This window comes from Geomicrobium halophilum (assembly GCF_014207655.1).
GTDB lineage: Bacteria > Bacillota > Bacilli > Bacillales > Marinococcaceae > Geomicrobium > Geomicrobium halophilum.
In genome coordinates this window covers 335,824-361,467 of record NZ_JACHHJ010000004.1, presented here as the reverse complement: position 1 = coordinate 361,467, position 25,644 = coordinate 335,824, and the positions used below count along the sequence as shown (strand labels likewise).

The 25,644-nt window shown below is 39.8% G+C and carries 19 protein-coding genes, 1 pseudogene and 1 CRISPR repeat array; of the genes and pseudogenes, 17 read left to right on the top strand and 3 right to left on the bottom strand.

Annotation, left to right across the window (positions count from 1 at the left end; all coding sequences use genetic code 11):
* Window positions 1-55: 55 nt before the first annotated feature.
* On the bottom strand, window positions 56-907 hold the full coding sequence (locus HNR44_RS14480; RefSeq protein ID WP_184405029.1) for a YihY/virulence factor BrkB family protein: 852 nt from the start codon (window positions 905-907) through the stop codon (window positions 56-58).
* A 181-nt stretch (window positions 908-1,088) separates the two neighbouring features.
* Window positions 1,089-1,937, bottom strand: a complete 849-nt coding sequence (locus HNR44_RS14475; protein ID WP_184405028.1) for a MurR/RpiR family transcriptional regulator — start codon at window positions 1,935-1,937, stop codon at window positions 1,089-1,091.
* A 165-nt stretch (window positions 1,938-2,102) separates the two neighbouring features.
* Here HNR44_RS14475 and HNR44_RS14470 point away from each other — a divergent pair, with 165 nt between their 5' ends.
* The 17 genes and pseudogenes from HNR44_RS14470 to HNR44_RS14390 all read left to right on the top strand — a co-directional run.
* Window positions 2,103-2,972: an N-acetylneuraminate lyase gene (locus HNR44_RS14470; protein WP_184405027.1), complete on the top strand. Its 870-nt coding sequence runs from the start codon at window positions 2,103-2,105 to the stop codon at window positions 2,970-2,972.
* 32 nt (window positions 2,973-3,004) lie between these two features.
* Window positions 3,005-3,664, top strand: coding sequence for an N-acetylmannosamine-6-phosphate 2-epimerase (locus tag HNR44_RS14465; protein WP_184405026.1), 660 nt, complete (start codon window positions 3,005-3,007; stop codon window positions 3,662-3,664).
* A gap of 16 nt (window positions 3,665-3,680) precedes the next feature.
* Window positions 3,681-4,733: a DctP family TRAP transporter solute-binding subunit gene (locus HNR44_RS14460; RefSeq protein ID WP_184405025.1), complete on the top strand. Its 1,053-nt coding sequence runs from the start codon at window positions 3,681-3,683 to the stop codon at window positions 4,731-4,733.
* Window positions 4,734-4,926: 193 nt separating this feature from the next.
* Entirely contained in the window at window positions 4,927-5,403 is a 477-nt protein-coding gene (locus HNR44_RS14455; protein ID WP_184405024.1) for a TRAP transporter small permease, read from the top strand.
* On the top strand, window positions 5,403-6,680 hold the full coding sequence (locus HNR44_RS14450) for a TRAP transporter large permease (protein ID WP_184405023.1): 1,278 nt from the start codon (window positions 5,403-5,405) through the stop codon (window positions 6,678-6,680). Before HNR44_RS14455 ends, HNR44_RS14450 begins: the two co-directional genes overlap by 1 nt.
* Window positions 6,681-6,695: 15 nt before the next feature.
* Window positions 6,696-7,592, top strand: a complete 897-nt coding sequence (locus HNR44_RS14445) for an ROK family protein (protein ID WP_184405022.1) — start codon at window positions 6,696-6,698, stop codon at window positions 7,590-7,592.
* A 20-nt stretch (window positions 7,593-7,612) separates the two neighbouring features.
* Entirely contained in the window at window positions 7,613-10,030 is a 2,418-nt protein-coding gene (locus HNR44_RS14440) for a sialidase family protein (protein WP_184405021.1), read from the top strand.
* Between the two features lie 163 nt (window positions 10,031-10,193).
* On the top strand, window positions 10,194-10,433 hold the full coding sequence (locus HNR44_RS14435) for a hypothetical protein (RefSeq protein WP_184405020.1): 240 nt from the start codon (window positions 10,194-10,196) through the stop codon (window positions 10,431-10,433).
* Window positions 10,434-11,101: 668 nt separating this feature from the next.
* Complete coding sequence (gene cas6, locus HNR44_RS14430) at window positions 11,102-11,839, top strand: CRISPR-associated endoribonuclease Cas6 (RefSeq protein WP_184405019.1); 738 nt, start codon at window positions 11,102-11,104, stop codon at window positions 11,837-11,839.
* An 80-nt stretch (window positions 11,840-11,919) separates the two neighbouring features.
* A complete protein-coding gene (gene cas8b, locus HNR44_RS14425) occupies window positions 11,920-13,845 on the top strand; it encodes a type I-B CRISPR-associated protein Cas8b/Csh1 (protein ID WP_184405018.1) in 1,926 nt (641 codons plus the stop codon).
* The gene (gene cas7b / locus HNR44_RS14420) at window positions 13,835-14,785 is read left to right on the top strand and encodes a type I-B CRISPR-associated protein Cas7/Csh2 (RefSeq protein WP_184405017.1); all 951 of its coding nucleotides are present in this window, start codon (window positions 13,835-13,837) and stop codon (window positions 14,783-14,785) included. The genes cas8b and cas7b overlap by 11 nt, the downstream gene beginning before the upstream one ends.
* Before the next feature lie 14 nt (window positions 14,786-14,799).
* The gene (gene cas5b, locus HNR44_RS14415; RefSeq protein ID WP_184405016.1) at window positions 14,800-15,546 is read left to right on the top strand and encodes a type I-B CRISPR-associated protein Cas5b; all 747 of its coding nucleotides are present in this window, start codon (window positions 14,800-14,802) and stop codon (window positions 15,544-15,546) included.
* Between the two features lie 103 nt (window positions 15,547-15,649).
* Window positions 15,650-18,019 carry a CRISPR-associated helicase Cas3' gene (gene cas3, locus HNR44_RS14410; protein WP_184405015.1) on the top strand — a complete coding sequence of 790 codons (2,370 nt, stop codon included), beginning with the start codon at window positions 15,650-15,652 and terminating at the stop codon, window positions 18,017-18,019.
* Between the two features lie 32 nt (window positions 18,020-18,051).
* Entirely contained in the window at window positions 18,052-18,549 is a 498-nt protein-coding gene (cas4, locus tag HNR44_RS14405; protein ID WP_184405096.1) for a CRISPR-associated protein Cas4, read from the top strand.
* 2 nt (window positions 18,550-18,551) lie between these two features.
* Window positions 18,552-19,556, top strand: a complete 1,005-nt coding sequence (cas1b, locus tag HNR44_RS14400) for a type I-B CRISPR-associated endonuclease Cas1b (protein ID WP_184405014.1) — start codon at window positions 18,552-18,554, stop codon at window positions 19,554-19,556.
* Window positions 19,557-19,569: 13 nt separating this feature from the next.
* Window positions 19,570-19,833 (top strand): CRISPR-associated endonuclease Cas2, encoded by a 264-nt coding sequence (gene cas2, locus HNR44_RS14395; protein WP_184405013.1) that lies wholly within the window; start codon window positions 19,570-19,572, stop codon window positions 19,831-19,833.
* A 186-nt stretch (window positions 19,834-20,019) separates the two neighbouring features.
* Window positions 20,020-23,437: a CRISPR direct-repeat array (repeat unit 30 nt; unit sequence GTTTAGATCGTACCTTTGAGGAATTGAAAC).
* Between the two features lie 122 nt (window positions 23,438-23,559).
* Window positions 23,560-23,772, top strand: a pseudogene (locus tag HNR44_RS14390) (ATP-binding protein); the annotation flags it as partial.
* A gap of 527 nt (window positions 23,773-24,299) precedes the next feature.
* On the opposite strand, the gene HNR44_RS14385 reads toward HNR44_RS14390, so the two are convergent.
* On the bottom strand, window positions 24,300-25,631 hold the full coding sequence (locus HNR44_RS14385; RefSeq protein WP_184405012.1) for a short-chain fatty acid transporter: 1,332 nt from the start codon (window positions 25,629-25,631) through the stop codon (window positions 24,300-24,302).
* Between the last annotated feature and the right edge of the window lie 13 nt (window positions 25,632-25,644).

Sequence of the window (25,644 nt, the reverse complement as noted above, 5' to 3'; positions counted from 1 at the left end):
TTTGCCGCATTTGTAGTTTTGTCGTTTACTCTTAAAGGTTTCTCTCCAAATATCATTACGCAGTTCTCCCCGTTCTTTTCCATTTATAAAGGATCGCATTGAGTTGTCCACCGACAATTAAGAGAATTCCGGTTAAGTAAAACCAGATCATGAGGACGATGATGCCGCCAATAGCTCCATAAGTAGCTTCGTAATTTCCAAAGTTTGTAACGTAAAAAGAAAAACCAGCGGAAATAAGCTGCCAACCAATGGTTGCAAAGACAGCACCCCAAAAGACTTCTCGCATTTTAAAATTGGTATTGGGTGCGGCGTAGTATAACACCATAAGTACAAAGACCATAATCGAGATGGCAACAACCCATCTTAAAATTTGAAATAGAAATTCCACATTAAAAGAGATGGGAAGCAACGCTTGGATGCTCTCCATAATGACCTGCCCAAAGACGGGAAATACTAACGTAATAGCAATGACAAATACCATGGAAAAGGTTAACGTCATCGATAAGAGCTTAACTTTAAGGAAAGATCTGGTTTCTTCCACTTCATAGGCTCGATTGGTAGCTCTGATAAATGCGCTGACGCCTCCGGAAGCTGTCCACAGCGTACCAATAATACCAAGGGAAAGAAGACCGCCTCTCGTTTCATTTAAAAGCGAGCTGACATTCCCTGCAATCATTTGGCCTGTATCACCTGGAGCGTAAGCTCGAATCCATTCCATCACTTGGTTTACAGGTAACGAAAAATAAGGGAGTAAGGTAAGAACAAATAATAATAACGGAAACAAAGATAATAAAAAATAATAGGCCAGTTGGGCGGCAAGACCCGTGGTTTCATCACTTTGGAATTTTTGGATCAGCATCTTCAGAAACTCTTTAGGTTTTTCGATTGAAAACGTTCGAACTTGCATCCATCTTCCCTCCTTTTGCTATAGTTATCCAGTATAACACATTACAACGAGGGAGAGACGGATGCACATAGAGAAGAATCTCTATTTTGTGTAAAGGAGCGATCGAAACTACGAGCGTAGAGTCATCAAGAATTGAAAAGCTGCAAAATGTGGACGCATGGATAAATGGCTTCTCGTCGGCTTAATACAGCTTACTGGAGATTGCTCCGGCGATAAGCTCCTTGTTTTGCTGGGCGCGCTCATATTGTGTCATCGCGATACCCGTGCAGAGAAGATCGATGACGAATAGTTGAGAAACCTTGGAAACGAGTGATCCGCTGTCTAAAGGATTTTCTTTTGCGGATGAGAGCAGGACAAGGTCGGAATATTTGGTTAAAGGTGATTTTACATAGTTTGTAATGGCAACTACTGTGGCGTGATTTTTTTTAGCTTCTTCGACGGCATCAACGATGTCTTTTGTGCTACCGGTTAAACTGATGGCAATAATGACTGTTTCGTTCGTAACCGAACAGGAACGAATAACCTGATTGTGGGAATCAGTGACGACTTCAATATTTTTACCGATACGCATCAGCCGGCTTTTCATATCAAGCCCTGCGATCCCCGACGAAGAAATGCCGTAAACAATGACGTCATTGGAATGACTGATCTCGTCGATGGCTTGCTGCAATATGTCAGCGTCGAGTAACTCATAGGTGTCTTCAATGGATTGGCCCATATTGCCCTTAATTTTGTCGATATAAGTTTCGTCATTATTCGATTTTTGCAGGGAGGAAAGTTCTTGGGCTAATGCGAATTTGAAATCTTGATAGCCTTTCAGGCCGAGTTTTCGACAAAACCTTAATATGGTGGCCTCTCCCAGTTTGCATTCGCTGGAAATTTCCGTTAAGGATTTATATAATACTTCCTCAAAATGCTCCAAAATGTAACGATGCAATTTATGTTCAGATTTTGTGAAGTTGTTTTTATTCTGTTCCATAAGCATCGTTAATTTTAATCGCTTTTCTCCTGGTGTTTCCCCATTATTCATTTCCGGATCACCTCTACTAAAATAATACCCTAATCGATGGCTATCAAAAAGAGATCATGTTGGAGTGAAACTTCATTCATAAAAATATATTGACAACATTATTTCATGTTGCTAGTATGAATGCAACATGATGATACCGTTTTCATCATTGAATGGAGGATGAACATGAAAGGAATCATAACAGCACTCATTACCCCTTTTCATGAAGATGGGACCATAAATGAAACAGGGTTAAGACAGATCGTTCGCTATAACATTGATGTCATGAACGTGGATGGCTTGTATGTAGGAGGCTCTACGAGTGAAAGTTTTCTTTTGGATGAAAGCCAGAAGCTCCAATTATTGCAAATAGTTAAAGAAGAAGCCGGTGAAGATGGGAAGTTGATTGCCCAAATTGGCTCATTGAACATTGAAGAAGCTATCCGCTTAGGTAAAGTAGCGAAACAACTAGGATATGATGCCCTCTCCGCGATTACACCGTACTACTACAAATTTAGTTTTCAAGAAATCAAAGCTTATTATCAACGGCTGACCAAGGAAACGGACTATCCGATGATCATTTACTCGAATCCAGCTTTTACCGGTGCTCAATTTTCTGTCGATGATTATAGAGAATTGCTGGAACTTCCGAACGTAATCGGAGTGAAATATACAGATACTGATCTCGCAAAACTTGCGAAGCTCAAGCAGAACCATCCGGAAAAAGTATTTTTTAGTGGTTCCGATGATATGGTGTTTCCGTTTGCCGTATCCGGAGCGGACGGCGCGATTGGAAGCACATACAATCTCATTGGCAGGGAAGCGGTCAAACTATATGAGGTTGTACAAAATTCTGATTTGGAAACGGCTCGCCATATGCAATCGCAAATGAACCAAGTCATTGATCTCATGCTTGAGGTCGGGGTATATCAAGCGATTAAACATGTATTCAAACAAAAAGGAATCGATGCAGGCTTTATGAAATTTCCGTTTCGCGAGCTAACGGAGGAAGAAAAGAAGACAGCTGAAAAAATTACCGGTTTTGTTGAAGCTTAACTCATAAAGACTCATTTGGGAGATAGTAAAACATGAACAATAAGTTAATTATTTCTTGCCAAGCGTTGCACAACGAACCACTCCACAGTCCGTTTATCATGTCCAAAATGGCTTTGGCGGCTAAGCTTGGCGGAGCATGTGGCATCCGCGCTAATAGTGTAGCTGACATCAGAGCCATTAAACAAGAAGTGAAACTTCCTATTATTGGAATTATTAAGAAAGATTATGACGACAGTGAGGTAGTGATCACCCCAACTGAAAAGGAGGTCCAAGCTTTATATGACGAAGGAGTCGACGTGATCGCTTTTGACGCTACCGACAGGATTCGTCCCGGCAACCGTGCATTAGATTCTTTTGTATTATCTATTAAAGAACGTTTTCCTAATCAAAAGCTGATGGCCGATGTATCTACTGTACAAGAAGCGCTCCATGCTGAAGATTGTGGTGTGGATTTGGTTGCTACCACCTTAGTAGGGTATACCGAGTATTCCAAAGAGGATGACCCGTTAAAAGTATTGGAACAAATCGTCAAACGTACAGCATTGCCAGTCATCGCCGAAGGGAACATGGACACTCCAGAAAAGGCAAAGCATGCCCTTGAACTGGGAGCAGAATCCGTCGTCGTTGGTAGTGCTGTTACACGTCCGCAATGGATCACGGAAAAATTCGTGGCAAAGATGAATGAATCTTAGAGGGGGTAATCAAAGTATGAAAAAAGGGATGGTTTTCTCGTTTAGTTTAATGGCGTCGCTAATGCTGGCGGCTTGCGGAAATGGTGATCAAGAAAGTGAAGAAGCTGCTACAGATGAAACCGGTGAGAACGGTAATGGTGGAGAGGAGGAAGAATTTGAGCTCCAATTCGGGATGCAGCCCGGTACTCAGTCCAATGAATACGAGGCAGCAGAGTATTTGGCGGACTATGTAGAGGAAGAAAGTGATGGACAATTGACCATCACCTTATATCCGGATGCTCAGCTGGGTGATGATCTTTCCATGCTTGGGCAATTACAGGATGGATCGCTCGATATCACATTATCGGAAATGGGACGGTTTGGCGAATGGGTTCCTCGTGCCGAGCTTCTAATGGTGCCGTATGTGATTGAAGATTTTGATCATATCGAACGAGTAATTTATGAAACGGAATATGGCGAGGAATTGCGTGAAGAGTTGATTGACGAGCATCACTTGCGCGTGATGGATACGGGTTATAACGGTACGAGACAAACCTCAAGCAATACTGAGATCAACGAGCTTGCCGACATGGAAGGGCTGAACATACGCACCCCTGAGGCGCAAACGTTGCTCGATTACGCGGAATATACAGGTGCCAATCCGACACCAATGAACTTTGATGAGGTCTATTTGGCTTTGCAGACAAACCAAGTGGATGGGCAAGAAAATCCGCTTTCGGCTATTGAAGCACAAAGCTTTTATGAGGTGCAAGATTACATTGCGTTAACGAACCACGTGGTGAACGATAACACCTATGTAGTGAGTGATGTGACATGGCAGGAACTTCCTGAGGATCTTCAACAAATTTTAAGCGATGGCATTACTGAGGCAGCTGACCATCACACTGACTTATTTGCTACAGAAGAAGAAGAATTGCTTGAATTCTTTGCAGAAGAAGGTGTGACCATCACAGAGCCGGATTTAGACGAATTTGAAGAAGCTCTCTCCGAAGTCTATCCTGAGTATCTGGATAAAATTGGCGAAGGCGCCGAAGAGTATATGGATATCATTGATGAAGCGCGTGAATGATAGGCTTTCCATTCAATTTCTAGCAAACGTTGAAACTGGGGCAGTCTATTGCCCCAATCATTCCCCTTGTATGTTCGGGATGTGTGGAACCATGGAAGATGAGAGATTTACAAGGCAACCGTTCTCATAAATCGACAAGAATTTGTGATAGGGGGCTTTGCGCCTAAAAATGCCAAAATGCAGGTGAGCATCCATGATAAAAAAAATCTATGACCATTTTGAAGAAATTATTGGCAGTAGCTTGTTTGTCGCAATGCTCCTTATTTTAATTGCTCAAACATCGGCTCGCCAAGGGTTTGGGACTCCCCTCATGTGGTCTGAAGAATTAAGCAAGCTTTTGTTTATCTATGTAGGTTATTTAGGGATTGTCGCTTGTATTAAAGATGATAGTCACGTATCCATTGATGTTTTGATCAATAAACTTCCGGCTAAGGCTCAGAAGTGGGTGTATACCTTTAACCAACTGTTAATTCTCAGTGCACTCGTGACCGTATTTATGATTAGTATCCCGATTGTACAGAATCAGGCACATCTTAACATTGTTACCTTGCAAATTTCATACATGTATATGTATTTGGCTCTACCTATACTCACGCTATTAATGATATACCGTCTCATTGAACGACTTATTAAAGAATGGCGGAAAGAGAAGACGAGGGGGGTAGAGTAATGGACGTCGCAATTATATTTATTATTTGGATTATATTGCTGTTTCTAGGTGTGCCTGTTGGTTTTTCCCTTCTCATAGCGGGGCTGTTATATTTTATGATTGGAGATTGGAGTCTTGTTTATTCATCCGGTGCCCAGTTAATAGCTGGGATAGATAATTTCACTTTATTGGCGATTCCGTTCTTCATCTTAACGGGAGCTTTAATGAATTCTTCGGGGATCACAGATCGTATTTTCGATTTTGCGAGATCACTAGTAGGACATATCACCGGTGGCATTGGTCATGTAAACATTACGGCCAGTCTGATGTTTTCCGGTATGTCCGGTTCATCACTCGCGGATGCCGGGGGATTGGGGCAGCTTGAAATCAAGACGATGCGAAAGGCTGGTTATGACGATGATTATAACGGCGGATTAACTGCGGCATCGGCGATCTTAAGCGGGATTATTCCACCGAGTTTGAATATGATTATTTATGCGGCGATCGCGAACGTATCCGTCGCTTCCATGTTCATTGCTGGTTTAGTTCCTGGGCTGCTTGTATGTGTATCTTTGTTCGCGGCTGCTTATATTTTGGCCAAAAAACGCGGATACCAGGTATTGGAAAAAGCGAGTTTGAAAATGATCGGCAAGGATTTCCTGAGAGCATTTTGGGCACTGTTGACCCCTGTGATTATCATTGTTGGGATATTTTCCGGCTATTTTACTCCGACAGAAGCTGCCGTTGTTAGTACTTGTTACGCTTTAATTTTAGGCTTCTTTGTCTATCGGGAACTTAATTTCCAAAAATTATATGCCAATATTGTAGATTCGATGAAATTGACCGGGGTTGTCGTGTTGATGCTCGCGTCTGTTGAATTTTTTGGGCAATTTATCGCCCGAGAGCAAGTCGCTATACAAGTGGCTGACTTTTTTCTCGGTGTGACAGAAAACCCGATTTTGTTGCTACTGTTAATCAGTGTGTTGCTGCTTATTCTCGGAACCTTCATTGAAGCTTTAGCATTGCTTGTTCTTGTTGTGCCGGTGCTTATTCCCGTGGCAACAAGCGTAGGTATTGATCCGATCTTTTTCGGTATCTTCGTTATCCTATGTTTGATGATTGGTATTTTGACACCTCCAATGGGGATGGCATTATTCGTCGTCTCACGTGTAGGTGACATTCCGGTCGGTACGATGTACAGAGGCGTGCTTCCGTTTTTACTTCCTCTTTTTGCAGTATTGATCATTTTAATCTTTGTTCCGGAGATTGCAACGTTCTTGGTAGATATATTGAATTAGGTTCGGAGGGCGCAAATGATGATTGGAGCTTTTGATATCGGTGGAACAAATATTAAATACGGAATCGTAGACGACAAAGGCAACATTCATTTCAAATCCCATGTAGCCACTAAAGCCCAAGAAGGTGGTGTCGTTGTTGTCAGCCAAATCATAGCACTTGTGCAGGAGTTGCAAAAAGCATATATTCTCGACGGTGTTGCGGTCAGCACTGCTGGGCAAGTGGACAACCTCGAGGGAAAAGTGATCTATGCGACAGATGCCATACCCGGATATACGGGCGTTCATATCAAACGAGAATTAGAACAGGCCGTGCGATTGCCGGTGGTTGTCGATAATGATGTGAATTGCACCGCGCTCGGGGAATATTGGAAAGGGGCAGCTCAAGACTCCCGCTATTTTCTATGCATGACTTTTGGCACCGGCATTGGTGGTGCCATTGTTCATGATGGAGCCGTCTATCGGGGCGCTTCCTTTTCTGCAGGGGAGTTTGGGCATATGACCCTTTATCCGAATGGGAAGATATGCACGTGCGGAGACAGGGGATGTTATGAAATGTATGCGTCAAGTAGAGCCCTTGAGCAAAAGGCTTACGAACACTTTGAAGGAGGTGATTCACTTCGGGGGTTATTTTCGGAGGCTAAAAAAGGAGAGAAGAAAGCAGAACTTATCATTGACCAGTGGGTTTCGGATATATCGCTGGGGATGAAGACACTCATTCATGTGTTCAATCCCTCTTTAGTTGTTATGGGAGGAGGGATCTCTGAACAAGGAGAATATTTACTTGAAAAATTGAAAGCACAAGTGAACCAACAGATCATGTCTTCTTTTCAACGTCCCTTACAGTTAAAATTCGCCCAAAATGGGAATGACGCTAATTTGCAAGGTGCTGTGTATCAGATGATTACTGCTTAATAATAAGGGAGGCGTTTATTTTGAAGGAAACCGTAATCAGGTCATTAATTACGCTTATACCAGTGGTGTTCATTTTCGCGTTTGCGGATGAATCGGGGGCGGCTGCCGAGACTCCGGACCCAATTCTGCAAATCGAAAATCAAACCATAACGGATAACAATTATATAAAACTAAATGAGGAAGTAGAGCAGCTGAATACGTTAGATGAAGGAACAATCGTCGTAAGATTTAGACATGAAGGTTCTTCCATTATGTCGCTTTTTTCTTTAAGTAACAACAACGTCTCAGATGGCCATTTCCATTTCTACATTTCTCCCAATACCATAGGAAGTGAGAATCGGTATGAAGCACCCGGGGAGCCACAAGAAAACATCCATATTGCATCTGAACCGGTGGAACTCAAAGAAGGAGAAGTGCACACGGCCGCAATGGTGATGGACAAAGACGAAGGATATAAGTATTTTCTGAATGGTGAATTAGTCAAAGAAGATACACAGTCCCCGCGAAAATTCTTGAGCAACATTTATAATCCGAATCGTTCGTATTTAGGGCAAACTGATAGGGAATCTGGAAACAATTATCCTTTTAGTGGAGATATTGACTTTGCAGACATCTACAGTGAACCACTTTCAGATGAAACACTGAAAAATATTACGGAAGAAACGGCGTCTGAGCCCGTAACCAACCCTATGCCCGAAGATGCTTATGTCTCAGACTCCGAGAGTATCTTTTATCCCGGTTTTATGGATTCTCCAAATTTTAGAATTCCTGCTTTGTACTATACGCAGAATGATACACTTCTAGCTGGCATAGACCGTCGAGTTGGAGGGCCAGGTGATTCTCCAAATGACATTCATGCAGCTCTTCGCCGGAGCATGGATCAAGGGGACACATGGGAAGAAGAGGGTAGTTTGATTAATGCCTACCCCGATGAAGCATCGAATATTGATTTAGCTTTTACAGAGGATATTTCAAACGAAAGAGTTTTTGCACTTGTTGATGGATTTCCTGATGGAGCCGGTCTAATGGGTGGATTTGGCGCTAATATAAATAAAGGCACGGGCTTTACGACGATTGATGGAGAAGATTATATGTTTCTGACCGATGAAGATGATCGTCAATATACGATCAGAGAAGAGGGAAAGGTCTATGATGAAGAGGGAAATTTAACGGATTATTCCGTCGACATGCAAAGAAACTTATATGAAAGCGGAGAGAAAATAGACAATATTTTTAGTGAATCGTCCCCTTTAAAACCCTTTAAAACATCGTATTTAGAATTATATTACAGCGACGATGATGGGGAGACATGGACGGGTCCGATCGATTTAAATGATCAAGTAAAAGAAGAATATATGATGTTTCTAGGGGTTGGACCGGGTAACGGCATTCAGTTGAGCGAAGGTCCCAATGAAGGTCGATTAGTGTTCCCTGTTTATTTCATCAATGACAATAACAGGCAAGCAAGTGCGGTGATTTACAGTGATGACAATGGGGAAACATGGCATCGTGGAGAATCTCCCAACGAAGGAAGAGTGATAGGAGATGGAGAAACCATCAATGAGAAGGATTTTACGGAACAGGATCATGAAATAACCGAAGCGCAAGTTGTAGAAATGCCCGATGGTCAGCTCAAACTATTTATGCGTAATTACTCAGGATACGCACAGATTGCAACAAGCTTAGACGGTGGGGAAACATGGCAAGAAGAAGTGAAGACGGAAGAAGATTTAGTGGCCCCGTACAGCCAAATGTCAGCGATCCGTTATGATGGTCAAATTGATGGAAAAGAAGCGGTTATTTTCTCTAGTGCTAATCATTCGGTGGATCGTATTAACGGTACTGTCAGGGTAGGTCTGATTGAAGAAAACGGAACGGACGAAAACGGATATACAGATTATTCATTTGATTGGAAATATGAGCAACTTGTGAAACAAGGTCATTACGGATACTCCAGTTTAACGAATCTTCCTGATGGAGAAATTGGGCTCTTTTACGAAGGTACTCCCAACACCGAAATGGATTTTATGAAGTTCAATACTGAATTTTTGAAGTGGGAACAGGAAGGCGAAAAACCGATACCGGAATTAGCATCAATGGATGTGATTTTATCACCTCCACCTGTGTACCGATCTGGGGAAAAGATACAAATCGAAGCTACCTTTGAGGATTATGTTATGCTTAACGGGAATAAACGTCTAAGTGCTACCATTGGAGAAGAAGAAACGTACTTCGAATTAGTCGAGCAAAAAGGTCATGACCAATTTGTTTTTGAAACAGAGGTGCCTGAATTATCACCCGGGACCCATAATCTTCAAGCGAAGTTTGATCCAGATTTGAACATTTACAATGTTTATGGAGAAAAGCTTATGAATGAAAAAGAAGAAAACAAAATGACCGACACCATTCGTGTAAGAGCTTCTGGCCAAGGAAGATAGAAGAGTATGAACCAACTTCTGTTACTATTTCCTCCCACCTCCGCACTCATCTACAGAGGCGCGGAGGTGATTTTGTTTCTTAATCTTTTATATACCTTTTGCTTAAAGAAACGCTTCAGCGTAATGAGTCCCAGTCATTTTACATTCAGGGGTGCAAGAGCAAATGACAGGGATGGAGAGGCAAATGCTAGGTATAGAGACTAAAGTTGGTAATCTAGAAAGTGATTTGAAGGAACTGAAGGGATATCACCCGTATATCAAGCGTGCTTTACTTGATGCTAATAGGATGTTAACGGTCACAGATCAGAAAGTAGAGCAAATATTAGAGGATCAAAAATCCATTCACGAAATTTTAGGTGATCATGAAGTTTCTATTCGGACGTTAAGAAGGAACCCGGTGTAAAGATTAGAAAAGAAGGTGGTTTGATGAACGGAATACTAAGGTTATTTATTCTATCAAGAAAAAAATCCCTCAGAGAGACTTTTCATCAAGCTGCTAACTCGGTAGAAGTCTCTTTTTTATGTTTTTGGTTAACGATATCGCCTTAAAGAAAAAATTCCTCAAGCGCTGAATAAAATGCCCAGCGCGCCGAATTATCTAGGTTGTGCGCCGAATAAACGTGTTACTGCGCCGAAAAACCTACTCCCCGCGCCGAATCCCGTTTCGATCACTCCTATCATTCGCTCAAGATTAACGATCGGCGTTGAGCGAATGTCGAACCTTATGGATCACGCAGCGCTAAACATCGGCACTTGAATACATTTCCTTCATTTCTTTCATCGCTTCTTCTATAGGTATTCCATCTGTTCTTTGCCCAAATTCACGTACAGGGTTTTGCGAGTTAATTCATAAAGGGGCGGCCCGATATACTGGTATAAATGGAAAATTTTTACTAACATGTATATTGTTTTCAAACTTGAAGACATCCATCTCTTTTAACCTTCAATTTTATGTTATCTCAAGATCTTTATAACTTTTTTATTGATTTATTTGCTATCCTTATATATCCTTTTAATAAGGAAATGTATATCTGACTATTACAAATAAATATAACATTAGGAGGGCGCCTCATGCGTCTATATGTCCAATTTAAACTTTCATCTCCTTTGACCCTGCCACTTAATTACCAGCAAATTCTACAGGGGTTTATTTATAATCAGATTGATGATGAAACCTTTTCTCGTTTTCTTCATGAAGAGGGATACACAGATGGAAGACGAATTTTTAAAATGTTTACGTTTAGCCGTTTGCAAGGAAAAGGAAAGATCAATCCAAAAAATAAGACGATTACTTTCGAAGACAAGGTAAGTTGGGAAGTCAGTTCTTGCTTACCAAAATTTATTCAAAGCTTGGGTCAAAGTATGCTAATGAAGGATTTTCTTTATATTAGTAATCACCCGGTCTCTGTTGAAGAGCTGCAATATAAAACTACCACGGTCAATGACAAGGAATGTGTAATTCGTATGGTTTCACCCATCACCGTACATAGTACTTTTGAAGGTAGGGCAAGCAAAACAACGCAATATTATAAACCTTGGGATCATGCATTTGTTCACTTAATTAATGAAAATATAAATAACAAATACAGGGCGTATTATGGCGAACAATTAAGCTCCAGAGTAGCTATCAAACCAATAAAAGTAAATAAAAAAGACAAAATCGTAACGAGATTTAAGGGTTTTATTATAGAAGCGTGGAATGGCACATATTTACTTCAAGGAGAACCAAATATACTAACGTTTGCTTGTACGGTAGGAATAGGTAGTAAAAATTCTCAAGGGTTTGGTTTGCCGGAGGTTTTAAACTAATCGAAGGAGGTGTGTTAGAAATAAGTCAGATTTATTTTTAATGCAATATTCTGGGGGGCTCGCTATAAAGGAGTGAAACAATGATTGAAGCGATAAAAGATCTTGGAAAAATGGCTTTGGAAGAAAAAAACTTAACAGAAGCTTTAACTCTTCCAGTCTATAAAAAATTTAAAAATAAGACTCAACATATCGTAGAAATTGACTTACTCACGCATTCGAATCAATTGAAAATCTATCCACCGTATGAAGTTCAAGACGATACTCCGCTTGATTTTTTATGGATTGGTACGGCAGATGGACCTAATAGTCCGCAATGGTATGCTACAACGACAAATGTAGAGTATTTGTTAAGCCAAACGATCCCTACCCTTCTTAATATGTGGGAACAAAAAGATGTGTTTTTCAATCAGCTAAAACAAGCTTACGATCAATTCTTCATAGACATAGGGCCTGGAGGCCCCAAAGAACAGAGGTATAGATATATCATTTCACCACAATACTACGATGCGAATGTTATTGAAAAGGAAGAACTAAAAAAGGTAGTTGAAGCGGCCGGTAAGGATTTTTACAGACTACTAAAAAAGGAACACGGACTTGCTTCAGATGAAATTCAGCTTTTTTCTTTGTCTATCAACGGCTCGAGAATTATTGACCAAACTTATTATCGTGAACTTGTTGTTCAAGAGAAAGAGAATATATTTCAAAAGGCAAAAGAAGGGGTTTGCAGTGTAACTGGAGAGGAGCAAACCGTAACCTCGGATACAGCTAAATTAAAGTTTAACTACTACATTAATGACAAAATAAACTTTGCAAGTAATATAGAAAAAACTGGATTTTCGAAAAATATGGTTCTGGGAAAACAGACTTACCGACAGCTAATGGCTGGAGAATCATATATAATGAGAAATTTTCATACTCGATTTGTGGCTCTTCCATGTTATGTAGTTCCCGAAGTTATATTTAAAAGTAAGGATACTGACGATACAAATTACTTTCTAGATAATCTAAGTGAAAAAGTAAAAAATTACGTGGAAACTACTAAGATCATCAACGTTTCACATGAAGTTAATGAAATAACTGGCGATTACCTCGAGGAAGACGAGGATGGTTTGAACCAAGTCGTTCTTAATTTTTTATTCTTTACTAGTCTGCAGAATTCTTTTAAGGTTAACAAGCTTATCAAAGGTATTCCGATCTCCAAATTGGGACGGCTTATAAGATTACAGCAGGAGAGTACTGATCTATCTAATTATTTTTACGGGGAGGGAAGTTGGGAACTAGGTTTGGAAAATATCTATTATTTAATTCCAATGAAAATCCAAGGTGGCAATCCGCAAGAAAAACATAAAATATTAACAGTATATGAATCAATGTTGTCAGGTAATAGAATATCTAACAATTGGCTAATCAGCCAATTTGTCCAGCTTGCCAAGATCTATCGTCATGAACAATTTGGTAATTATCAAATCCAGAAAGTAAGCAATATTGATTATCACTTACGTGACAAGATGTTACGATGTCAATCATTTCTATGGCTGATTGATCAATTAACAAAGGAGGAGGGAGAAAAAGTGGAGGATACCATTGATTATCAGTTGAAAGATAACCTAATCGTGGATTATATGAAAACCATGCAATACGGAGAAGAGGAAAGTGCCATGTTTTTACTAGGTTGCTTAATTGCTGAAGTGGCATCCATGCAGTACAGCAAGCAAGAGCCGACAAAGCCGATACTAAACAAGATCAATTACCAAGGAATGAATAAAACAAAAATAGCGATGTTATCGACCGAGGTTCATGGAAGGCTAAGCCAATTAACGAAAACTGCAATAAATTCTTATCAAGAAGCAATGTTTGCTGAACATAAACGTTTGTTTGATGCAGCATTAAAAACATGGTCAATGAGAGATAATGAAACTGTTTTCTATATTCTTGCAGGCTATGCATTTGGCACGCAAAAACGTTTTAATAAACTCCAAAGGGAGGAAAATACCAATGAACAATAGCGATATTTTATTTTTATATGATGCAAAGTTAACAAATCCAAACGGTGATATAGATGATGAAAATCGTCCAAGGATGGACTATGAGCGTTCAATTAATTTAGTGAGTGACGTTCGGTTAAAGAGGTATTTACGCGATTATTTCCTTAATAAGGAATTGGAGATATATGCAGGTCAAGTTGATGGAAAGACCGTTAACGCAACAAAGCGTTTGGAAAATTTATTTGATAAATATGAAGAGAAGGTAAACCTAAAAAAATTAGAAGAACCTGCTAAACAGTGGATGTTGGATCAACTCATAGATGTGCGCTTATTTGGAGCAACAATGCCTATTCAAAGTAATGGTTCAAGGGGTGGGTCATTAACGTATACGGGACCTGTTCAGTTTAATTGGGGTCACTCCCTTAATAAAGTAAGTCTTGTAGAATCTTCATCGATTACTTCCCATTTTAGTTCAAGTGATGAAAATGAGCGTGGGTCAATAGGCAAGGATTATCGGCTGTATTATTCATTAATAGCTTTTCATGGCCTGATTAGTGCGAAGCGCGCTGAACATACACGTTTAACAGACCAAGATGTTCAATTATTAGATGAAGCTATCGTACGCTCAATTCCTTTACAGGCAACACGAAGCAAGGTTGGGCAGTATCCACGGTTATACATACGAGTGGAATATACTAACCCAGAATTTATAACCGGTGATCTTCGTGATTATCTCCGTCTTGAAGAGCAAGAAGGACTTCGTTCTGTTGCTGAAACCAAAATTAACATTGATTTATTGGTTGATAAGTTGGTTCAAGTATCTGATCAAATTGAAAAAATCCACATTTGGCACGATCACTCCTTGGAATTAGAACATAAGGGTGAAGCGAAACCATTCACTGAACTTTTACCATCATCATTACAAAAAAAAGTAAGCAGCTTGGAAGGGGCTAACGTTTAAGGGAGGATTTCTATATGTCAACAATTTTAGTGTTTGACCTAAAAGGGCCTATAGCCCAATTTAAAAAATTTGATACAAACTCCTCTTCTTTATCGTACATTGCCCCACCCCGCACTGTGATAGCAGGGTTGTTGGCAGGAATCCTTGGTTACGAAAAGGACTCGCACTATGAATTGTTCAATCCTGAAAATGCTGATATTGCCATTTCGGTAGTTGGATGGCCTAGAAAAATTATACAGACAGTAAATTATATGTTTGTCAAGAACAAAACAGATGTAAACTTAAGTAAGGGTCGTACGCAAATACCCGTCGAGTTTTTATTCCCGCCACTTGAACAACATGAACTTACGTATCGTATCTTTTTTCGACATGCAGATCCTGCCCTTCAAAATGATTTAAAACAAAGGTTAAAAAATCAAACCTACGTTTATCCGCCCTATTTAGGTCTGACAGAAATGCTGGGAAAATTATGTTGGATCGAAGAAGGTATTTGTGAAAAAAAACAAGCGGATGGACCGATCCCGATTCATACGTTATCGCCTATTCAGGGTTTGAAGGAAAAATCCGTGCAATTTAATATTAATAGTGATCAGCTATTTTATCAAAAAGAGCGGATGCCAAGATTCTTCAATAAGGATCGTTATTTAGAAGAATCTATGTCTTACCTTATCGAACGTTCAGGTAGAATTATTGCTGAACCACGAGGGGAGTACTTTCAAGTTCAATACCAGGGCAAGACAGAGAATATATTATATATGTGAGGTGCCCTTTGCAATGTACTTTTTATCCCATGAAGACAAACGACTATTTTATCATATTGACGAAGTTTGCCAGCTATCTAAGAGTTTGGTAGAGGACGTTCATTTGAAAAAAGAGAAGATCGAACACGATCTTCTCCTTACCCTTTCTATCATAAACGGAATTGGTCATGATTTTGGGAAATATACAAGCTATTTTCAGGATCATCTGAAAAATAACAAGGGTGGAAAAAAATCACATCATTCTTTTATTTCTGCCGTTTTTACCGCCCATTTATGCAATAAGAGTTGTGAAGAGCATCATTCAGTATTTGCACCTTTTGCTCCCCTTTTATGTTATATATCCGTCCTGCATCATCACGGTAATTTAAAAGCGATGGAGCATGTTGTACTAAAACCCGATGATGATCTGCATGATTATTATCAACGTGTTAAGACTATGGAGATCCAAATTGAGGATATAAAAGTGAATGCAGAAGAGATCCAAAAAGAATTATCTGAACTAGGATGTCATTACTCGGTTTTTATACCACAAAATATTGTACTTTCTTTCATAGAAGAATGGCCTCAAACAATGAAAGAGTTGAAAAAATACCAACGGAAAATCAATAAGCTTGCATGGAAAGAAGACCCAATAATTGCTGAACTTTACTTTATCCATCAAGTGTTATATTCCGCCCTAATCGACTCAGATAAACATTCTGCATCCAATACTCACAAGGTCTCAAGGCAAACTATACCACCCAATATAGTAGATTTATATCGGGAAGATACGTTTGATGTCAGGGATAAATCAGGAATGAATGGTTGGCGAAATAAAATGTATGATACAGCCATATCTAATATCGAACATTTTAATGACCCGATTGCTACATTGACGGCTCCCACTGGATCTGGGAAAACCTTAATGGCCTACTCCATTGCCTTGAAACTAAGAAAAAAAGCGGAAGAGGATGGAAGGGCACCGCGCATTATTTATACATTACCATTCACGAGTGTTATAGATCAAAATTATGATCAGGCAGAAAAAATTTTTGAGGAATACGTTGATACATTTAAACAAAATCAGGAAAGTTTCCTTTTAAAAAATCATCATTTAGCAGACATTCAATACCATGAACAAGAAGAACGCCCTGTTCATGAAGCGCTTTTATTAACAGAAAGTTGGGAATCAGAATTTATCGTCACAACATACATTCAATTGTTAGAGACCCTCATCGGATGGAGAAACCGCCCATTAAAGAAGTTTTCCAAATTAACCAACAGCATTATTATTCTTGATGAGATTCAGAATATCAGGGCAGAATACTGGCAGTTGCTTAAAAGTACTTTTCAAGCGTTAACTAATTTATTTCATTGTAAAATAATTTTAATGACAGCTACGCAGCCGCTTATTTTTTCACAGGAAGATACGACAGAACTTTTGGAATCTAAAGTCCATACTAAAGCAGACTTTTTCAACTCAATGGACCGAGTCGACTTAACCTTTATTCCGAATCAAGGAGAAAGTTATAGTTTAGATGAATGGATCGAATATTTTAAGGATCATTATCAAGGAGTTAAAAATTATTTAGCTATTTTTAATACGATTTCCTCGTCTATTGAAGTATACAATAAAATGAAAGAAAGATTTCCATCTAAGGACTATCCAGATTTAAAGCTCATCTATTTATCTACGAATATCGTCCCTATTGAAAGGCAGAGGCGAATCACGGAAATAGAATGTTTAATGGAAGATTATCAGGTCATTGTCGTTTCAACGCAAGTAATCGAAGCAGGAGTAGATTTAGACTTTGATGTGGTATATAGAGATATTGGGCCCATTGATTCAATTATTCAAGCAGCAGGTAGGTGTAACCGAAACGGTGGAAACGATCGAGGGGAAGTCAAGATACTCCCGATTTTGAGAGACAATGGTCAAGATGAAGCAAGGCTTGTGTATGGAAAAGCACACATTAGTATTTCCAAAGAATTATTACCTACAGAAAAGATAAGTGAATCTGATTTCCTTGATCATATCGATAATTATTTTACTTTAATCCAAAAACATATCAATAAAGACCATTCTAAAGAACTTTGGAAGGCCATTCAGACGTTACATTTTAATGGGAGCTATAATACAAAAACATATATTTCAGACTTCCAACTTATTGATGAAAATAATTCAGAATTTGTAGATGTCTATTTTGAAATAGATGAAGCATCACAGTCACTGTGGAAAGAATACGTGGCAAATGTATTTGAAGAAGAGAACCCTGAAGAGCGATTCAAAAAACATTTGCATTTGAAAAAAGAAATTAGAAGATATGTTATATCCGCACCGTTAAAGTATTTTCAAGGAGAGTTAAAGGATCAAATTGATCTATACCAACGCCTGCATTTATTACACATTCCATATTATCTTTTATACCAGCATTACAATATGGAATATGGAATTATACGTTCTCAATCTGAGGTTGAAGCATGGATGATGTAAATAGAAAGGGTGTGATCTCGCTGTCTTATGTAATGGACGTAACTGGCACACATGTTTGGTACTACTTTATCTGTAAACGAGAAGTCTGGTTGCTTATACACAACATTGCAGCGGACCAGGATGATGAGAACTTGGATCTTGGTAGATTTATCAATGAACATACGTATGAAAGAAATAAAAAAGAAGTTCTGATTGGGAATATTAAAGTGGATCGGGTTCGTAAGGAAAGGGGGCAATTAATTATAGGCGAAGTCAAAAAGTCTTCACGCTATTTGGAAAGTGCACGATACCAATTGCTCTATTATCTCCAAACATTACGCAAGATGGGGATTAATGCAAGCGGAGAATTACTTTTTCCTGAAGAAAAGAAGACTGAAGCGGTTTATTTGGATGAAGAGTCTGATCAACGCTTGAAAGAGGCGGTGGAAGATATTCGTCAAATTGCTCGCCAACAGATTCCACCCGACCCTAAAAAAATCAAATTTTGCCGTAGATGCGCTTATCGTGAATATTGCTGGGCGGAGGGATAAGTATGAAAAAGACGCTATACATTTTTAAACATGGTCAGCTTCGTCGTAAAGACAATACACTCTTTTTTGAAAATGAAGAGGGGAAAAAAGTCATACCAGTTGAAGATACAAATGACATTTATGTTTTTGGCGAAGTAGATGTAAGTAAGCGATTCTTGGAATTTGTTTCACAAAAAGAAATTTGTGTACACTATTATAATCATTACGGTTATTATACAGGAACATTTTACCCTCGAGAGCATTTGAACGCTGGACATGTAATTCTTAAACAAGCAGAACACTATATTCACTTTGATCGAAGAATAGAATTGGCAAAAACTTTTGTACGTGGGTCAGTCGGACAAATGGATAGGGTAATTAAGTACTATAGGAACCGAGTAAAACAAGACCGTGAGAGGTTGGAGGAAATCACAGCAGATTTTGCACAAGTACATAATCAGTTGGAACCTTTGGAATCCGTAGAAGAAGTGATGGCGGTGGAAGGACATGCACGAGAAAAGTACTATTCTGCTTTCGACATTATCATTGGGAATCGCGATTTCCATTTTGAAAAAAGGAGCAGCCGTCCCCCACTGAATCGATTAAACGCACTAATTAGCTTTGGAAATTCTATTTGCTACACGATGGTATTAAGTGAAATATACAAAACGTACCTTGATCCACGCATTGGATATTTACATGCGACGAATTTCAGGCGTTTTTCCCTGAATCTAGATGTTGCGGAAATTTTTAAACCGATTATCGTTGACCGGTTGATTTTTTCACTATTAAATAAAAAGATGATCCAGAAAAAAGATTTTGACAAACAAACAGATGCCATTCTCTTATCCGATTCTGGCAGAAAGACATTTATTTCCGAATTTGACAGTCGAATGAAACAGACTGTTAATCACCGGCATCTAGGGAAGTCAGTATCCTATCGGCGATTGGTTCGGCTAGAGTTGTATAAAGTACAAAAGCACTTACTTAGCGAAAAAGAATATAAGCCTTATAAAGCTTCGTGGTAAAGAGGTGAACAATTTGTTTGTTATCTTGGTCTATGATTTTGCCCAAAAAAGGGTAAATAAGGCTTTAAAGATTGGCCGTCGATATTTACATTGGGTTCAGAATTCTGTTTTGGAAGGTGAGATTTCTAAGGCGAATTTTGTTAAACTAAAAAAAGAATTGGAAATGTTAATAGATCCCGATGAAGATTCTGTGATCCTTTATACTTTCCGATCGCAAAAATATTCTCAAAGAGAAGAAATGGGCCTGAAAAAAGGTGGTGATGATAACATCATCTAATCCATGTTATGGTGTCAATCTATTGTCGTCGACCATTAATAGCGTAATAAACCCTGAAGATCGACGACATGAATTATCTTCTCAATAGGGGATCTATCAGGGGGTTGAAAAATTTTATCTATATTTTCAACAAAAAGCAGGAAATCTAGATGTAGCATAGAACGCTTATATTAGCCATTTTTTGGGGTTTAGATCGTACCTTTGAGGAATTGAAACTCGAATATCTTCTATCGAAAATTTAATTGGAAATTATGTTTAGATCGTACCTTTGAGGAATTGAAACTCACGCCGCCATGTGCTGTTGTTAAAGAATGCTAACGTTTAGATCGTACCTTTGAGGAATTGAAACACCAATAAACATGCCGGCCATTTGGGTTTGCTGCGGTTTAGATCGTACCTTTGAGGAATTGAAACTCAAAAGTTGTGGTTGATGGAAAAGGGAAGGAATACAGTTTAGATCGTACCTTTGAGGAATTGAAACGGGTTGTGCAGGTAAATACAACCCGGAACGCTAACGGGTTTAGATCGTACCTTTGAGGAATTGAAACGATAATAGACATTCTCTTGACCAAAACGGAAAGATTGTTTAGATCGTACCTTTGAGGAATTGAAACTCGACGGTGTAGGAAGCATGGGCAGCGCGGTTTGGGTTTAGATCGTACCTTTGAGGAATTGAAACCTTACCGCTCCATCTACAGCTACACCTAAGCAGAATGTTTAGATCGTACCTTTGAGGAATTGAAACAGGTGTGTAATATTGCACTAAAATAGGCAGCAGTGCCGTTTAGATCGTACCTTTGAGGAATTGAAACGGAACTGCAGACACGATGAGCGGGGAAATGAGTTCAAGTTTAGATCGTACCTTTGAGGAATTGAAACTTAATCAACTCAGCGACGAACTTGCGATGCAGGTTGAGTTTAGATCGTACCTTTGAGGAATTGAAACCTTCATCGCCCCTATCATAAAAATAGACGGGGAGCATGTTTAGATCGTACCTTTGAGGAATTGAAACTGCGCTGGCAGGAACTAACGCTAGGCGCGGGCGAAGGTTTAGATCGTACCTTTGAGGAATTGAAACCGATGGACGATCTAGGCGAAGGTATACAGGCAGCCGTGTTTAGATCGTACCTTTGAGGAATTGAAACAGGTGTAATAAAACGTGAAGAAGGTGTCTGTTTGGGTTTAGATCGTACCTTTGAGGAATTGAAACTTTTGAAGTAGGGAATTGGTTGCGGAAATCTATCGGGTTTAGATCGTACCTTTGAGGAATTGAAACATGAAGCCGCCGTGAAAGCGGCGCACCTGCTCAGCAAGTTTAGATCGTACCTTTGAGGAATTGAAACGAGTCTTGGGAAGACGTTGCAGGTTCAGAGGACGAGCCGGTTTAGATCGTACCTTTGAGGAATTGAAACACCTGCTGTGGGTGACAGATATCCAGAGCCGAAAACCGCGTTTAGATCGTACCTTTGAGGAATTGAAACTCGTACTCTATCTATAAATATATAAACAGGGGATATCGTTTAGATCGTACCTTTGAGGAATTGAAACTCTACTCAACTAACTGGGCGGAATGTTGTGGAAGTCGGTTTAGATCGTACCTTTGAGGAATTGAAACTTTATGAATGGATGCCCGATGAAGGCGGCGTTGGCGGTTTAGATCGTACCTTTGAGGAATTGAAACTGGACATCGGGGAATTTGTTTCTGAGGGACTAGCCGGTTTAGATCGTACCTTTGAGGAATTGAAACTGGAAAGATGGGAAACCAAAAGATTTCCTTATCCATGTTTAGATCGTACCTTTGAGGAATTGAAACTCATTGAATTTATTGACGATCTGACAGTTGGTGAATGTTTAGATCGTACCTTTGAGGAATTGAAACCAGGAAACCATTGACTACTGCAAATACGACGTTTCGTTTAGATCGTACCTTTGAGGAATTGAAACACAACTTCTTCTATGATGACAAAATTTTACATTACAGTTTAGATCGTACCTTTGAGGAATTGAAACTCAGTATATATTACAAGCCGGATCAACTTATCAAGGTTTAGATCGTACCTTTGAGGAATTGAAACCTTGAAGCTGAAATCGAGAGGCAAGCCAATGGTTACTGTTTAGATCGTACCTTTGAGGAATTGAAACTTGGCTTATCTCGGAGCTGAAAAAAACGTATAGTAATGTTTAGATCGTACCTTTGAGGAATTGAAACTGAGTTGGATGTCGCTCTAAATTGGATGAAGCGTTAGTTTAGATCGTACCTTTGAGGAATTGAAACAACTCATCCGTCATAAGGTCATCCATCGATCCAAGGCAGTTTAGATCGTACCTTTGAGGAATTGAAACTGAAAAGGGGAAGGTGTCACCAGAGCAGGACATGCGTTTAGATCGTACCTTTGAGGAATTGAAACCCTGCTTCTGTCTTATCTTTTATTTTCGGCTTTAACGTTTAAGATCGTACCTTTGAGGAATTGAAACCCCAACATTCAGCTCCGTTTGTGGAGACTCCCTTCTGTTTAGATCGTACCTTTGAGGAATTGAAACTACCATTGAACGCCGCCAAACGTGGCCGGGCGCACGTTTAGATCGTACCTTTGAGGAATTGAAACTTTTCTTCTCGTCACGTACAGACAGCCCCGCGTTTTCGTTTAGATCGTACCTTTGAGGAATTGAAACTCTTCTTCGGATCAATCATCGGAACGTTAATCATCGTTTAGATCGTACCTTTGAGGAATTGAAACTCTATCAAATGTGGGGATTGTTCGATTAAGTTTTCGTTTAGATCGTACCTTTGAGGAATTGAAACCCTTCTTTTGTTAGATTTTCACCCATTCAACATCCCCGTTTAGATCGTACCTTTGAGGAATTGAAACTAGATACCCTGTACCGTCACCCTGTCGGTGCGGGTGAGAGTTTAGATCGTACCTTTGAGGAATTGAAACTGGGATAAAGTATGGACGTGGGTGTCCGATTTTATGTTTAGATCGTACCTTTGAGGAATTGAAACCCGAACCGGAAATAAGCACCTGCGCGCTGGGGGATTAGTTTAGATCGTACCTTTGAGGAATTGAAACCTCACCGATCCAGCAATTGCAGAGTCAGACCAACTTGGTTTAGATCGTACCTTTGAGGAATTGAAACTCAAAACCAAATAACAAATTGCTTTTTTGGAAGACCTCGTTTAGATCGTACCTTTGAGGAATTGAAACTGCATACCGTATAAAGACGTTCGATCCGTCCCCACGTTTAGATCGTACCTTTGAGGAATTGAAACCACAGTGGCAAGTAGTTTTCACTCGAAAATATATCTGTTTAGATCGTACCTTTGAGGAATTGAAACACGGCAGACGATTGGGTAATCCGCTCGTTACCGCCAGTTTAGATCGTACCTTTGAGGAATTGAAACACGTCCCAGATACTTCTGGTTCACCATCCGTAGATGAGTTTAGATCGTACCTTTGAGGAATTGAAACATGATGTATTGTACACCATTGATAGAACCTGTATTTCGTTTAGATCGTACCTTTGAGGAATTGAAACATGGGAAGATTGATTCAAACATTCAATTAGACATTGGTTTAGATCGTACCCTTGAGGAATTGAAACTTCCGGATAATGAAGATTATCCAGAATTCTGGATAATAAGAATAAAGCGAGTGTCGAAGGGACAGTTGGATGAATTTCTCGACAGGTGATCGCGCCACTAAGAAACTATAAATGTCCTTCATGTGTTGGAAATTATTCAGGCGAGGTTAAAAAGAGCATCCACGGTTTTCTGTTCACAATTTTTGCCGGAAGGATGGCATTCAAAGTTAGGACAAGCACAAGTAGCTGATGCGATTCTTGACCGCATCGTTCACGATTCCTATAAGATTCTCACTGATGGGGAAGTTTCGATGAGAGAGCGCCATGGTTTGGGGGATCAAATGACATTTCAATAAAGGTGGAAAATCGTATAGCGAAGCATTTTTTCCACACGTATTTACCTGACGAGGTGATGGTTATAGTGGAAGATTAGCTATTGCCCCCCTTGCACATGGAACGAGGAAGAAGATTTAAATCACGATGAACTTGTTCGTTGGGCCATTGAGATTATTGATGAGCATTTAGTGGATATAAGAGTTAGATAAGATTCACAGCCATCGGAACAACGTGTGTTCTAATGACTGTGATTATGCCATTAGTAGTGGCTCTCTTTTCCGCACTCACTGGCTCAGATGTCCGCAAACAGTGGCATAAAACTCCGTACAGCTGGCTCGCTCTGTCCGCAATACTATACAAACTGTGAATTTGATCAAATTTTATCTGATATGGCTGTTTAAAATTTGGTGAAGGACATCCCCTTTTGAGTAGAACAGTAACTTGAATTCGGGAAATCAAGTAGATACGAATTGCTTTGATTTGTACACACTTATACAGACGTTTTGACATAATCACTCATAGAAGCATGGCCTCAGCCATGCTTCCCCTACATAAAGATCAATCCAACAGAAATAGGGATCAATGCCCAAAAAAGTAGGATAAGACAAAAGCCCATAATATCTCGAACTTTTAATCCTGCAATTGCCAATAATGGTAGTGTCCAAAAGGGTTGGATCATGTTTGTCCAGGCATCTCCCCATGCTACAGACATGGCTATACGGGCAGGGTCTGCACCAAGCTCAAAGGCTGCTGGAATCATGATCGGTCCTTGCACGGCCCACTGGCCTCCGCCTGATGGGACAAAAAAGTTGATGATTCCTGCGCTTAAAAAGCTGAAGAGTGGGAGAGTCGTCTCTGTTGAAATGCTGACGAACCATAGAGAAATTTGTTCGGATAGGCCTGATGCGACCATCATACCCATGATGCCAGCGTAAAATGGAAATTGAATAATAATTCCTCCGGCATTTTTTGCAGCATCTCCTAAGACTGAAAGATAGCGTCTCGGTGTACGATGAAAGAGAATGCCGAGGAATAAGAATGTAAAGTTTACGATATTAAGATTTAAATCTAGTCCGTTTTGAATGAAATAATAAAAAACATATCCTAGACCTAAACCGCCTAAGAGCATTGATACGATTGTACTATTTTCAAGACGCTCGGCAGGTGTTGGAGTCGTTGTTGTTGCTGCTTCTTCACTTTTTACGTCTGATGTATTTTCCATAAATGTCGGATCTATCTTATTATTTTGGTCGGTGGCTTTTAATAAAAGAAAATTGATTATGGGTAAACTGATGACGAAACTTACGACAATAAAAATGTTATACGATGAAAATAGGGTGTCTGTAATTGGGATAGTACCAAGCATATTTTCTAGAAAATGATCCGGTGTAGCAATGGTCAGTGGTATAGATGCAGATAACCCCCCGTGCCAGACAAGAAAACCACTATAAGCGGAAGCGATCAGTAATCGGTAGTCGACGGTTGGGACATTACGAACCACGTGGCGGGCAAATAGGGCACCTATAACCAATCCAAAACCGTAGTTAATCAAGCAGGCAAGGGATGCTACGACTGTTACGAGTACAATGGCTTGCCCCGGTGTGTGAGCGAATAAGGCTAGTCTCGCTAGGATCGTCTTAACGATTGGGGTATTGGCAAGAATGTATCCGGTTACAACAATGAGCGCCATTTGCATGGTGAAATCTAACAAGTCCCAGAAGCCTTCTCCCCAATATTGCACCATATTTAATGGAGAGCTATCCGTCATTGAAAGGCCAAGGATGAATACGACAAATGTTAGTATAATCGCGAATAAAAAAGAATCTGGAAGATAGCGCTGAACGAGACGATCGCATAAACGAGTGATAGAAACAAACATGAGTCTCCTCCCT

What these genes read in the sequence shown, in the direction of transcription:
- cas5b (WP_184405016.1), top strand. Translation starts at nt 14,800, where the DNA reads ATGTCAACAATTTTAGTGTTTGACCTAAAAGGGCCTATAGCCCAATTT.
- HNR44_RS14460 (WP_184405025.1), top strand. Translation starts at nt 3,681, where the DNA reads ATGAAAAAAGGGATGGTTTTCTCGTTTAGTTTAATGGCGTCGCTAATG.
- HNR44_RS14475 (WP_184405028.1), bottom strand. Translation starts at nt 1,937, where the DNA reads ATGAATAATGGGGAAACACCAGGAGAAAAGCGATTAAAATTAACGATG.
- HNR44_RS14435 (WP_184405020.1), top strand. Translation starts at nt 10,194, where the DNA reads ATGACAGGGATGGAGAGGCAAATGCTAGGTATAGAGACTAAAGTTGGT.
- HNR44_RS14455 (WP_184405024.1), top strand. Translation starts at nt 4,927, where the DNA reads ATGATAAAAAAAATCTATGACCATTTTGAAGAAATTATTGGCAGTAGC.
- cas4 (WP_184405096.1), top strand. Translation starts at nt 18,052, where the DNA reads ATGGACGTAACTGGCACACATGTTTGGTACTACTTTATCTGTAAACGA.
- cas7b (WP_184405017.1), top strand. Translation starts at nt 13,835, where the DNA reads ATGAACAATAGCGATATTTTATTTTTATATGATGCAAAGTTAACAAAT.
- cas6 (WP_184405019.1), top strand. Translation starts at nt 11,102, where the DNA reads ATGCGTCTATATGTCCAATTTAAACTTTCATCTCCTTTGACCCTGCCA.
- cas8b (WP_184405018.1), top strand. Translation starts at nt 11,920, where the DNA reads ATGATTGAAGCGATAAAAGATCTTGGAAAAATGGCTTTGGAAGAAAAA.
- HNR44_RS14385 (WP_184405012.1), bottom strand. Translation starts at nt 25,631, where the DNA reads ATGTTTGTTTCTATCACTCGTTTATGCGATCGTCTCGTTCAGCGCTAT.
- HNR44_RS14480 (WP_184405029.1), bottom strand. Translation starts at nt 907, where the DNA reads ATGCAAGTTCGAACGTTTTCAATCGAAAAACCTAAAGAGTTTCTGAAG.
- HNR44_RS14450 (WP_184405023.1), top strand. Translation starts at nt 5,403, where the DNA reads ATGGACGTCGCAATTATATTTATTATTTGGATTATATTGCTGTTTCTA.
- HNR44_RS14470 (WP_184405027.1), top strand. Translation starts at nt 2,103, where the DNA reads ATGAAAGGAATCATAACAGCACTCATTACCCCTTTTCATGAAGATGGG.
- HNR44_RS14445 (WP_184405022.1), top strand. Translation starts at nt 6,696, where the DNA reads ATGATGATTGGAGCTTTTGATATCGGTGGAACAAATATTAAATACGGA.
- cas1b (WP_184405014.1), top strand. Translation starts at nt 18,552, where the DNA reads ATGAAAAAGACGCTATACATTTTTAAACATGGTCAGCTTCGTCGTAAA.
- HNR44_RS14465 (WP_184405026.1), top strand. Translation starts at nt 3,005, where the DNA reads ATGAACAATAAGTTAATTATTTCTTGCCAAGCGTTGCACAACGAACCA.